The organism is Pseudomonas viridiflava, assembly GCF_900602065.1.
Classification (GTDB): Bacteria; Pseudomonadota; Gammaproteobacteria; order Pseudomonadales; family Pseudomonadaceae; genus Aquipseudomonas.
The window spans coordinates 94,288-106,326 of record NZ_UWFN01000116.1; the positions used below are offsets into that span (position 1 = coordinate 94,288).

Consider the following 12,039-nt stretch of genomic DNA (forward strand, 5'->3'; position numbering starts at 1 on the left):
CCTCAGGCGTCAGTTGAAAAAGGGATAGGGGAAACAGGGGCCAGGCCACCACGGCATTTCAGTACCCGTAATTGCTCGGGTCTGGTATCGATTGCAATGCGTAACGCTGCGGGCGATGGATTGTGCATGGCAGTAATGGGGCGGCAGGCGAAAGCCAGGGTCTGCCCCGTTTCAGCGGCCACCTGCAAGCGACGCAATGCCCGATCATCTGCCTGGCGTGGCCAGCACAGCACGGCGCCGCAACTCCCGGAACGCAGGCATTGCTCGGCCGCCCACAATGCATCGCGTTCGCTGGCCTGAACCAGACTGACCTGACGCATGTCTACGCCCGCCGCCAGCCAGGCCTGCGGATATGGAATATAAGGAGGAGCCACCAGCACGACACGCTCACCGCTGTCGGTCAGCCTGGCCAGGGTCGGCCACAGCAGGCGCAGCTCGCCACTGCCATCGGCCGCCACGAGAATTTCGCTGAGTGCGGAGGCTGGCCAGCCACCCGCTGGCAATACCTTGTCCAGCGCAGAATGGCCAGTAGGCTGCAAGCCGACGGGCACTGTGGGCTGCCGGCCTTTCCAGACCCGGCGCTCGTCCAGCAGCGCATCGAGACTGACCACGGCGCCCATCATGCACGCCTCACCAGACCACAGAACACACCTTCAATGGCGAAGTCCTGATCCGGTTCTACAACAATGGGGGCATACGCCGGATTGCGCGGCAGCAGAACAAAGGTATCGCTGCCCTTTTGTAGACGCTTGATGGTCACTTCGCCATCGAGTCGTGCCACCACGATTTGCCCGTCATGGGCATCGCTGCTGCGGTGCACGCCCACCAGATCACCATCGAGGATACCGTCCTCGATCATCGAGTCGCCCTGCACAAGCAGCAGGTAATCGGGTACGCGGGAGAAAGTACTGCGATCCATCAGCAAGGTGTCGTGGTGGTCCACGTCCGGACCGATCGGCACGCCTGCGGCGACACGGCCCATGACCGGAATGGCCAGCATTTCGGGCCGGGGTGCTGCCTGAACCAGACGAATCCCCCGGGCCTGATTGGGCAGCACTTCGATCAGCCCGGCTTCGGTCAGGGCAATGATGTGCTTGCGGGCGACGCTACGCGAAGCAAAACCAAAGGCTTCGGAGATTTCGGCCAGGCTCGGGGATTGACCTTGCTGCGCGATACGATCACGGATGAAGGTCAGGATGGCGCTACGTTTGGGAGATAATGTGCTCATGGAGCACATTTGTACTCCATTGTATTATTTCTGGCTAGAGCATTTGGTCGCCGCGCCGCTCAGCGATCAAAGAACTCAGGACGGGCAACCCTCGGCACCGTCGTTGAGGCCTTGCTTGTAGTTCTCGTATTCAAGCGTCGCCTTGCCATTGACCCACTTGAGGGTCAGTACCAGCACTGAATCGAAGTCATCGCCCGTCCAGTCATCAAGCAAAGTGATTTTCTTACCAGAGGCTTCTTCGGCAACCTTGTTGATCAGTTCCGGCAGGTAGCCGTGGGACCAGGCGGTATAAATAGTCGCGTCGTGGTATTTGTCTCGCATCAACTCATCAGCCAGCGCACCCGTGTCATTGGCGCCATAGTCAATATTGACCGGCAGGCCAAGCTTGATGGCGCTCGGCCCGACCGTCATCAACGGACGGAGGTAGCTGTAAGAGTGATCGCCCTCACCCTCCTCCACATGACGGCTTGGGTTGGCGGCAAAAATGAAATTGGCTTTGCCAAATTGTCGCGGCAGTAACTCGGAGAGATCAATGGCGCGGTTCAGGCCCTGGCAGTTGAGCTGACCAAGCCCCATGGACGGTTTCTCCGCATGGCGCATGAACACTAATGTTTGAGTACCGTTCTTGGGTTCGGCATGTACACCTTTACCCAGGCTGAACAGTGCGATGGACGATGCAACCAATGCCACGGGAACAACAAACCAGGCACAGCGCCGCTGCAGGCGGCTGAGGATAGGGAATCGGAAAATTTTCATGAGTCTCTGATTTTGGCGTGCAGTAGTGAGGTGCGTAGCATGAAATGCTTCCCTGACTGGGTCAGCTACCCCGTACAACTTCCTTTTTCGAGCACTCCGAAGCGTGTCCCTGAAACGCCCCACAGCCTAACGCGCATATATTTCGATCTTGTTGACGTGCCCATAGGAGTCAAAATTGACCTTAAGGTTGCACACGATCAGACCGAAAGTCGGAAAAATCAAAGACTAAGGTGTAATTGGATGTGTGTTTTCTCCTGAATAAAACACTTTGGCCTGCTCACGCCCATTACTTGCGAAGGCCACAAAACACGGCACTGAGCGCGACTGCCAGGCCCGCCAGAGCATACACCCATACGGCAGAAGTAACAGGCAACAATAAGCCAGCCAACAAAGGCCCGATGCCTGCACCTATGTCTCGCCATACCGCATTGGCGGCGAGCGCCTGCACACGCTCAGGACCAGGGTTGCGCTGGGCAACAAGCGTCGTCACCAATGGCAGTTGCACGGCACGCAGAACCAATACTCCTCCGGCGCCTAATATCAACCAGTGAGAGCCGAACGCGATCAGTGCAAGACACGTCAATACAGAGCAGACCACCAGCATGCGAACCGCGCCGAAATAGTCCGCTGCCCGCCCGCCCACAGGGCTCAGAACCATCTCAGAAACATAACGCAAGGCCAGTAGAACGCCGGCCACAATAACGCCATTTCCGCCCATCACCGTCTGCGCCTGTAACGCGAGACTGAAGATAAACAATCCGTCCAGCGCAACGCCTTCGATAAATGACCAGGTGGCGACACTGTCTGGAGCCTTGAAGCGGCGGCCCGTGGGGGCAGGCATGGCATGCGGGCTGTCAGGCAGGCGCCGTGCAAGCCACCAGCCGATCAGTGCAGCAACGGTCAGCAACATGAATATCACACGTGGGCCAAACTCAATGCTGACGAGCGCGCCCAGAGGCAATGCGATCATGGGGCCGATGGCTATAAAAGCCCTTGAACGACCCGAGCGATGTGCGGCACCTGCTGCTTCAGACGTAGCCAGCACTTGCGTTGAGAGGTTCATGGCCGCATAGGCCAATCCCCATCCCAGACGCAGAATCAATAGCCACCAGAAACCTGAAATGAAGGCATTGCCCAACGCGCAGACCGCCGCCGTCGCTGCGGCAAGCATGACGGTAGGACGATCCCCATTACGTGCGTAATAGCGCACCACGTAGCTGTAACCGAAAATTCGCACCAACCGATTTGCCGCCAGCAAGATACCCGCCTGTGTCAGGCTGATACCAAAAGCTTCAACGTGCATGGGTAACAATAGATACAGCAAGACATCGCTGGGTAGACACAGCGCCAGAACTATTGCGGAACGCCGGGAAGCAACATCAGCAGTGCGCGGAGCCGAAGCCATATCCAGAAAAATCCGGTTACAAAGCGGACCCGAAGCATGCCGCGTCAGGGTTGGTCATGACAAGCCTGTGACGGGGAAATAGCCTTTTCGACGTTGCGGCGCGATCGAAAGAGCCTTTAGGAATAACGGGTATGACTCACATCAACAAATCGAAATATTTTCCATTTACGGTAAAAAAATCTCGGCTGATGTGCTGTGGGAGTGCTACTTTTGGTCTTCGTAAGGACTGTTCAGAAATACTGCAGGAAGGCGCCTCGGCTGACGTAGGAATCTACTGATTTCATACCAAGGCCTCTCAGCTTTTGCTGCCGTCTCGACAGCTCCCTTGCCTCCCATTTGAGCTATGGAAGTGCTCGTTTGAAAGAGGTGGGTCTCATGAATAAAGTCACGTTCCCCAATGCTTGTCAGCTAATGCGCTGGTATTTCCATCCGGTAGGCTTTGAAGCCACCATGGACGCTCCCAGCAGCATGGTGGCCCGTCTGTTTGATCGGGCCAGTGGCGAGACGGTCATCGCCGTTGCCGGTCTGCGTTGCGCAACCGTCATGAATGCGACAGAGGTGGAACTGATCATCGAGGCCATTGAGGCGGAGCTTGAATCGTTCGTGCCTCTGCGGGCTGTAGGGCTCTGAAGAGACAATCTCCTGCACGATCGATAGAATCCCCCACATCAGCGTTACTCGGGCTGATAACCTCGCCTATCCTCGAAAAACGGTTTGTCTGCCGGTATCCGGTCTGACGCTCGGGTCGTGTTCACCCCCTCCTTGGCGCTGCCATCGATATACCAGTAGCAGTGCCGCACCGCCCGGGTAATCGCCACGTAAGCGAGACGCAAGACTTCATCTTTTTGCGCATTATCGAAGGCATCGGCGTCTCCTGGACTGCCCAACCCGGCCTGACGATAAAGCTGATTCTTGTACGGTGAATGAGTCAAATGCTGACAGTCGCCCAACAGGAACACCGCGTCCGCTTGCAAGCCCTTGGCGCTGTGGTACGTCAGCTGTTTGAAGCGTCGCGCCTGAGGCGGTAACGCATAATCAGCATTCACTAACGCCTGTAACTTATCGGAAAGCAACGCTTTATCGCTGCTCTTGCGATACAGCAACAGGATCGAATCGCCGTCGTTGTAGTGCTCGATGAGACGTTCCGTCAGCGACTCGTCATTGCGCTCCAGCACTCTGACTGGCAGTAATTCCTGCACAGCGCCGCTGGCCTTGGCTTTCTTGCCTGCGATGGCAGGTGCCGCACGCACGATATGTTCGGCAGCATCAATGATGTGCTGATGACTGCGGTAGTTGTCACTGAGCATGACTTTGGTGGTCGCAGGCGCTGGAAACTCCTTGGGGAACTCCATGAAGAATTTCGGCGAGCTGCCACGCCAGCCATAGATCGATTGCCAGTCATCGCCCACACACAATAACGAGGCGTGCTGGGCGGTATGGCCTATATGCAGATCGGAACCCCGACGACGGATCTCCCGTAAACAGGCGCGCACCCACGAAACGATCTGTGGCGAGACGTCCTGAAACTCATCGATCATCAGGTGCGAAAGCGGCCTGAGCTGATGATCACCCACAAGCTTGAGATTCTCCGGCGAATTTTCGCCAAACAGGGCAAACATCCGGTTATAGGTCATCACTGGCGGTGTTTGAGTGAGCAAGTGATTTTCAAACGCCTTCCAGAACAAGCTCAAGGCTTCAAAGAAGTAACGGTCGGGATCGTTACTGGCGAAACTCATTTCGGCCACCGCGGCCGGTACATCCAGCCCGAGGTTCTCGATAAAACCTGCTGCCGCTACAAAACTGTCCAGTAATGGAGCTGCGCTCAGGTCTCCCTTGACCTTGTAATCAAACCCTGGCCCGGCAACGGCGGCTCCAGACAAAGACTGCAGAACACGGCTACCCGCCTCGTAGCTATCCAGCCATATCAGTGGCTTGCGGCAGAATGCTTGAAACAGTGTGCGTTTGATTACCCATTCAGCCCAGACAGGTAACTTGGCACCCTGGCGCTTCATCTGCTGGTCTTCGGACGGATCGAAACCCAGTACCACCCAGGCGTCGAGCTCTGCAATGTACCCGTGTAGATGGAAGCCAAAGCCATTGATCTCGACAGTCTGTCGCATCGGCTCGATGCCTTTGATGGGCCAGGCTTTGGCACGTATCCACAGATCTTCGATGATGTCGCACAGTTCTTCATCGCGCCGCGCCGACAGTTCGGTAACGGTCACCCGCTTTTGTACATCGGGATGATCACGCTCCAGCTCCTTGAGCTGCAGCGCCTGACGGTAAAGAGGTGCCATGACGTCGCGGAAACGCTCATCGCTGGCGTACAGGTCGCGATAACACAGGTTGAGTTGCTGACGCTGGGCGTCGTTGATGCGCAGATCAAATGGATTACTGTCTGCGCCCTCTTCCAGCCCGGCTATGGATTGAGTTCCGAGGTTTTCGAACGCCGTCAGTTTCTCCAGGCCCGGCATGCTGCGCACCAGCGGCAAAATACGCGAATGGAAGGTGCGTACTACTTCGCGTGCCTGTTTCTGGTCAAGCGAGTGCCCCCAGCAGGCAAACACCTCGACCAGTTTGTTGACAAAGTCCTTGCGAGATTCGCGAGTGAACGTCACCACCGTCATGGAACCCAGCTCGAAGCCCAGGTAGTGGTGAAGCAGCAAAATGCGCAGCACCAGCGACGTCGACTTGCCTGCCCCGGCGCCGGCGATGACATAAGTTGACGGGGTATCGCTGAAGATCATCTTCCATTGCGCAGCGCTGGGCTGTGCATGAGCAGTCAACTTCTGGCCAACGTCGGCTTTCATGCGTTTTTTGATGTCGGCGGTCAGCGGAAGTCGCCAATCATCGAACAGATGGTCATCCACTTTTGGCCCACGATGTTCAATCGGACGGGTATCCCGGATCACCAGGACCTTGCGGCCTTCTTCGATGCCTTCCAGATGGCCCTCTGCGTAGCCCTCTTCCACACCGTGCATATGGCCATTGAGATAGCCGTCGGCATGACCTTGTGTCCAGGACGGCGCATGTTGCGAACCCAGGCGGCTCAAGCCCCGGCCCAGCAGCCGCGAGAGCAGACGTTTGATCAGGGGTAGCTGATTGAGGGGGCGCAAATCGGATTCGGCATCGACGGGAACATCAACAGGCAGTTTGTCTGGCACGCAGGCTCCAGGGCACAGATAAGCAAAAGTGCCCTATGGTCGCCCGATTCAGCCCTGAGCTCCAGTAAATGCTTTGCGATCAGTTGATTAGCCGATCAAGTGCAGGTTGAGTGGAGAATAAGCCCCTCATAAACATCTAACTAATCGATCGGTTAAAGCGATTATTTACGCTTTTTATCGATAATTATTTGATCAATCATAGCTGCCATCAACAACCGAACAACGTTCAGCAGCCCCGGGTAAACATTCACTGCCCGCTTCTGCACAGGAGGCCACACCATGCTGCAATTACGACCTTTCAACACTTTGGGCGGCGCCAACCACGGCTGGCTGGACGCACATCACCATTTCTCGTTCGCTGAGTATTACGACCCGAAACGCATGAACTGGGGTCAACTGCGAGTCTGGAACGACGACGTGATTCAGGCCGGAACAGGCTTCCCGAAACACCCGCACCGGGACATGGAAATCATCACTTACGTTCGTGAAGGCGCTATTACTCACGAAGATAACCTGGGTAACAAAGGCCGTACCGAGGCTGGCGATGTTCAGGTCATGAGTGCCGGGACAGGCGTCGCCCATAGCGAATACAACATGGAGCCAACGGCGACCAAGATCTTCCAGATCTGGATCATGCCCAACGAAACCGGCGCAGCGCCTTCCTGGGGTGCCAAACCGTTTCCAAAAGGCGACCGCGAAGGCTTCGTGACCCTGGCCAGCGGCAAGTCTGGTGATGATGTGAGCCTGCGGATCCGCGCTGATGCACGTCTGGTAGCCGCTAACCTGAAAGCCGGTGAAACCGCCGAATACCACATGGATGCGGGCCGACGCGCTTACCTGGTACCCGCTACCGGCAGCATTGAGGTCAATGGCCTGCAAGCCAACGCCCGAGACGGCGTTGCAGTAGAAGAAGAGCGTGTGCTGCGGGTAACCGCCATCGAAGACAGCGAAATCGTGCTGGTCGACGTGGCTTGAGTCTTGAGTAAACGCTGCACCACGAAAAAGCCCGGACTCTTACGAGTCCGGGCTTTTTTGTACATGCGCTATTGATCAGCAATCACTCAGCCTGCGTCTTGCCCAGATTACCGGTGGGAGCGAATTCATTCGCGAAGAGGCCGGTACATCTGCAGCCGATGTCTCGCCTGAAACACCGCCTTCCCGAATGAATTCGGTCCCACAGGTTCAACGTACATCAGACGATCCATGGACTCCGCGCCCTTCCTGTAGATCACTTATTGCATCAAGCAATCGCTGCATCCACCAACACCTGAGCTTCCGCGACCAGACGCTTGAGGTGGTCCTCACCGACAAAACTCTCGGCGTAGATCTTGTAGATGTCTTCAGTACCTGATGGGCGCGCTGCAAACCAGCCATTCTCTGTCATGACCTTGAGGCCGCCAATCGCCTGGTTATTGCCTGGAGCGTGGCTGAGGACACTTTGAATCGCCTCCCCTGCCAACTCGGTCGACTTGACCTGATCCGGCGACAATTTACCCAGTGCTGCTTTCTGCTCAGGGCTGGCCTTGGCTTCAACGCGCGTGGAGAACGGTTCGCCCAGCTCCTGAGTCAGGGAATGATAGATTTCGCTCGGGTCGCGGCCTTTACGGGCGGTGATTTCTGCGGCCAACAGCGCTGGAATCAGGCCATCCTTGTCGGTGGTCCAGACTGTACCGTCTTTGCGCAAGAACGAAGCACCGGCACTTTCTTCACCGCCAAAGCCCAGCGAGCCATCGAACAGCCCTTCGGCAAAGAACTTGAAGCCCACCGGCACTTCATACAGACGGCGCCCCAAGCGTGCGGTAACCCGATCAATCATGCCGCTGCTGACCACGGTTTTACCGACAGCAGCATCGGCGCGCCAGTCAGGACGATTCTGGAACAGGTAATCAATGGAAACGGCCAGGTAGTTGTTCGGCGCGAGCAAACCACCGCTCGGCGTCACGATGCCATGGCGATCGTGGTCAGGGTCGCAGGCGAACGCGACCTGATACTTGTCCTTCAGGCCAATCAGGCCCTGCATGGCGAAGTTCGACGATGGGTCCATACGAATGCGTCCGTCCCAGTCAACGCTCATGAAGCGGAACGTCGGGTCAACGAACTGGTTCACGACGTCCAGGTTCAGACCGTAGTGTTCACCGATTGCTGACCAGTAACGCACGCCTGCGCCGCCCAGAGGGTCGACGCCAAGACGCAGGCCTGCGCTGCGGATCGCGTCCATGTCGATCACGCTCTTAAGATCGGCAACATACGTGTTGAGGTAGTCATGGCGATGCGTCGTGTCAGCACGCAACGCTTTTTCATGGCTGACGCGGCTGACGCCGAGTACTTTTTCAGCCAGCAGTTCGTTGGCCTTGGCTTCAATCCATTTGGTGATGTGGCTGTCAGCCGGGCCACCGTTTGGAGGGTTGTACTTGAAGCCGCCGCTTTCAGGCGGGTTATGCGACGGGGTAATGACAATACCGTCAGCCAGGCCGGATGTGCGGCCACGGTTGTAGCATATGATCGCGTGGGAAACCGCCGGGGTCGGGGTGTACTCATCACCTTCGGAAATCATCACCTGCACGCCATTGGCGGCAAGGACTTCCAGAGCGCTGGCCGCGGCTGGCGTCGACAAGGCATGCGTGTCGGCACCGAGAAACAATGGGCCGTCAATGCCATTGGCCTGACGGTAAAGGCAAATCGCCTGACTGATTGCCAGAACGTGCCACTCGTTGAAACTCAGTTCGAACGAGCTGCCACGATGGCCGGAAGTACCAAATGCCACGCGCTGGGTCGAGATCGACGCATCAGGCTGACCGGTGTAATAGGCGGTTACCAGTCGCGGAATATCGACCAGCAACTGAGCCGGTGCCAGCTTGCCGGCGAAGGGACTGAGACTCATACAACCTCCATGAAAAACGGAATAGAAATAAAGCTGGCTGCTGTACTGGCTATAAATAATCAGCGGCGCGGCAGTTTACTGGCAGTTTGACCTCGTTGCTTGGCTATCGATCCATAAGCCCTTGTTCAATCACAACTGCCACCAGCCAGGCAGTAACTGTCGGACCCTGGGCTCGGCAAAACGATCATCGATAAGCATGACCACTCCTCTGTCTTGCTGACCACGAATCACTCGCCCCGCCGCCTGCACAACCTTCTGGATGCCCGGATAAAGGTAGGTGTAATCGTAGCCCGCGCCGAACAACACAGCCATGCGTTGTTTGAGTTGTTCATTGACCGGGTTGAGTTGAGCAAGCCCCAGTGTCGCAATGAACGCGCCAATCAGACGCGCGCCGGGCAAATCGATACCTTCGCCAAACGCACCGCCGAGTACCGCAAAGCCGATCCCCTGGCTTTCGAGGGTAAAACGATCCAGAAACCCCTGGCGTTCGCTTTCACTCATGCCTCTGGCCTGGTGCCACAGCGGAATGTGCGGATAGCGTTGCTGCATCAGATCGGCGACTTGTTGCTGATAATCAAAGCTGCTGAAAAACGCCAGATAATTGCCCGGCCGCGCTTGAAACTGCTCAGCCAGCAGTTCGACGATCGGCGCCAAAGACGCCTGACGGTGAGTGAAGCGCGTGGAAATCCGGCTGATAATCTGCACGTCCAGTTGCTCCCGACTGAACGGCGATTCGACATCAACCCACGCGGTATCTGCGGGCAAGCCCAACAGGTCGGCGTAATAGTGACGGGGGTTGAGGGTTGCCGAAAACAACACGCTGCTGCGCGCCGCCGTCAACCTCGGCCGAATGAACCGGGCGGGTACCACATTGCGCAAGCACAACCTGGAGCTGCTGCGTTTGCTGGTCAGCGCCCTTTTGCTGATATCAAACACAAAGTGCTCGTCGAACAACTCGGCAATCCGCACAAACGCGATCACCTCGAAATAAAAACTCTGCAGCGTGCCAGTAAGCGCATGTGGGTGATCGTTGAAATAATCACCCATGGCCGCCACGCACAGGTTCAGGGTGTGCAGAAACTTGCCTGGGGTTTCGGGGTAAGCCTGATAAGGCGCAAGCTGCTTTTTATGCAGCGCGTTCCATTCACGGTTTACCCGCTGCAGCACTTTCTGCAAAGCCTCGGGTGCCGTCTGGCGCAGCGCGCTCAGGTTCTGCTGATCAAGGCTGGCGCTGTACATCTGCCGTGCACGCTCGACCATGTTGTGGGCTTCGTCCACCAACACCGCCACACGCCATTGGTTGAACTGGCTGAGGCCGAACAACAACGCGCTGAGATCAAAGTAATAGTTGTAGTCCGCTATCACCACGTCCGCCCAACGAGCTATCTCCTGGCTCAGGTAGTAAGGGCAAACCTCGTGGGCGAGCGCAGCCTCACGCATCCCTGCCTGATCCAGCCAGGGGGCAGACAGCGCCGCGTCTCGCGCAGCAGGCAAACGGTCGTAGAAACCTTTGGCCAATGGACAGGAGTCTCCATTGCAGGCTTTGTCCGGGTGTTCGCACGCCTTGTCCCGGGCGACCAGTTCCAGCACGCGCAATTTCAGCTCCGGTGCGCTGGTGCGGATGACCGTCAGTGCATCCAGCGCTAACTTGCGGCCCGGGGTTTTAGCCGTCAGAAAGAATACTTTGTCCAACTGCTGGGTCGGCACCGCCTTGAGCATCGGAAACAGCGTGCCAATCGTCTTGCCGATTCCGGTAGGCGCCTGCGCCATAAGACAACGCCCGGTGCTGACGGACTTGTAAACCGACTCGGCCAGATGACGCTGCCCCGTACGAAAGCTGCCATGGGGAAACTTCAGCAGGTTCAATTGCTGATTACGCTCAGCGCGGTGCTGCAGCTCCTGCTGGGCCCAGCGCAAGAACACCCCGCAGTGATGTTGAAAAAACGCCTGCAGGGTGGGCGCGGCGAAGCGCTCCCGAATCAGCGTTTCCTGCTCGGTGTCGACATTGAAATACACCAGCGCCAGGTTCACTTCAGATAACTGCAACTTCTCGCACAACAGCCATCCATAGACCTTCACCTGCGCCCAATGCAGTTGTCGATGGTTGTCCGGCATAGCCGCCAGATCACCGCGATAGGTCTTGACCTCCTCCAGTTGATTAAGCGCGGGGTCGTAGCCGTCTGCCCTGCCGCGAATTCTGAGTTGTTGATACTCACCCGAAAGAGAGACTTCGGTCTGGTACCCAGCGCCGCGTCGAGCAGCCACGCTGCGATGCCCGGCGATGCCTTCGAGGGCGGTAGGCGAAGGAGTAAAGCGCAAATCGAGATCACCGGTTTTGGCGGTGAATTCGCACAGAGCCCGCACAGCAACGAGATAGCAGGCTTGATCAGAGGGATCAGGCGCTAACGAGCGCTGGTCTTCAGCGCTGATCTCAAGCTTCCTTTGGGATTGGTTAGATGAAGAAATGACGGTCACAACCTGAAATACGAATACTGGATGGGCGTACAGATACCAGCACCGTTCATCTCTGGCAAACAGAAATGGATCGGCGGAGCCTTCAGCATCAGATCCGCCTTACCAGAATCTGCCTCGCCTCATACCAGGC

The 12,039-nt window shown here is 57.0% G+C and carries 9 protein-coding genes; 2 read left to right on the forward strand and 7 right to left on the reverse strand.

All coding sequences use genetic code 11. From position 1 onward, the window contains the following. Nucleotides 1–2 precede the first annotated feature (2 nt). The 4 genes from imuA to EE949_RS05655 form a co-directional block, all read right to left on the reverse strand. The gene (imuA, locus tag EE949_RS05640) at nucleotides 3–620 is read right to left on the reverse strand and encodes a translesion DNA synthesis-associated protein ImuA (RefSeq protein WP_122663371.1); all 618 of its coding nucleotides are present in this window, start codon (nucleotides 618–620) and stop codon (nucleotides 3–5) included. After that, nucleotides 620–1,237 (reverse strand): transcriptional repressor LexA, encoded by a 618-nt coding sequence (gene lexA / locus EE949_RS05645; RefSeq protein WP_122663372.1) that lies wholly within the window; start codon nucleotides 1,235–1,237, stop codon nucleotides 620–622. The genes imuA and lexA overlap by 1 nt, the downstream gene beginning before the upstream one ends. A 66-nt stretch (nucleotides 1,238–1,303) precedes the next feature. Continuing rightward, nucleotides 1,304–1,984, reverse strand: coding sequence for a hypothetical protein (locus EE949_RS05650; RefSeq protein WP_122663373.1), 681 nt, complete (start codon nucleotides 1,982–1,984; stop codon nucleotides 1,304–1,306). Between the two features lie 286 nt (nucleotides 1,985–2,270). After that, nucleotides 2,271–3,389, reverse strand: coding sequence for an MFS transporter (locus EE949_RS05655; protein ID WP_122663374.1), 1,119 nt, complete (start codon nucleotides 3,387–3,389; stop codon nucleotides 2,271–2,273). A gap of 357 nt (nucleotides 3,390–3,746) precedes the next feature. Here EE949_RS05655 and EE949_RS05660 point away from each other — a divergent pair, with 357 nt between their 5' ends. Then, nucleotides 3,747–4,019 carry a DUF1652 domain-containing protein gene (locus tag EE949_RS05660; RefSeq protein WP_162873809.1) on the forward strand — a complete coding sequence of 91 codons (273 nt, stop codon included), beginning with the start codon at nucleotides 3,747–3,749 and terminating at the stop codon, nucleotides 4,017–4,019. A gap of 44 nt (nucleotides 4,020–4,063) precedes the next feature. Here the strand turns inward: EE949_RS05660 and EE949_RS05665 are convergent, their stop codons facing one another. Beyond that, a complete protein-coding gene (locus EE949_RS05665; protein ID WP_162873808.1) occupies nucleotides 4,064–6,553 on the reverse strand; it encodes a UvrD-helicase domain-containing protein in 2,490 nt (829 codons plus the stop codon). Nucleotides 6,554–6,832: 279 nt separating this feature from the next. Here EE949_RS05665 and EE949_RS05670 point away from each other — a divergent pair, with 279 nt between their 5' ends. Beyond that, nucleotides 6,833–7,528 carry a pirin family protein gene (locus EE949_RS05670; RefSeq protein ID WP_122663376.1) on the forward strand — a complete coding sequence of 232 codons (696 nt, stop codon included), beginning with the start codon at nucleotides 6,833–6,835 and terminating at the stop codon, nucleotides 7,526–7,528. Nucleotides 7,529–7,793: 265 nt separating this feature from the next. Here EE949_RS05670 and pgm read toward each other — a convergent pair whose 3' ends face one another. Next, the gene (gene pgm / locus EE949_RS05675) at nucleotides 7,794–9,434 is read right to left on the reverse strand and encodes a phosphoglucomutase (alpha-D-glucose-1,6-bisphosphate-dependent) (protein ID WP_122663377.1); all 1,641 of its coding nucleotides are present in this window, start codon (nucleotides 9,432–9,434) and stop codon (nucleotides 7,794–7,796) included. A 129-nt stretch (nucleotides 9,435–9,563) separates the two neighbouring features. After that, entirely contained in the window at nucleotides 9,564–11,864 is a 2,301-nt protein-coding gene (locus EE949_RS05680; protein WP_122663728.1) for an ATP-dependent DNA helicase, read from the reverse strand. Nucleotides 11,865–12,039: the final 175 nt, after the last annotated feature.

What these genes read in the sequence shown, in the direction of transcription:
- EE949_RS05650 (WP_122663373.1), bottom strand. Translation starts at nt 1,984, where the DNA reads ATGAAAATTTTCCGATTCCCTATCCTCAGCCGCCTGCAGCGGCGCTGT.
- imuA (WP_122663371.1), bottom strand. Translation starts at nt 620, where the DNA reads ATGGGCGCCGTGGTCAGTCTCGATGCGCTGCTGGACGAGCGCCGGGTC.
- EE949_RS05655 (WP_122663374.1), bottom strand. Translation starts at nt 3,389, where the DNA reads ATGGCTTCGGCTCCGCGCACTGCTGATGTTGCTTCCCGGCGTTCCGCA.
- lexA (WP_122663372.1), bottom strand. Translation starts at nt 1,237, where the DNA reads ATGTGCTCCATGAGCACATTATCTCCCAAACGTAGCGCCATCCTGACC.
- pgm (WP_122663377.1), bottom strand. Translation starts at nt 9,434, where the DNA reads ATGAGTCTCAGTCCCTTCGCCGGCAAGCTGGCACCGGCTCAGTTGCTG.
- EE949_RS05670 (WP_122663376.1), top strand. Translation starts at nt 6,833, where the DNA reads ATGCTGCAATTACGACCTTTCAACACTTTGGGCGGCGCCAACCACGGC.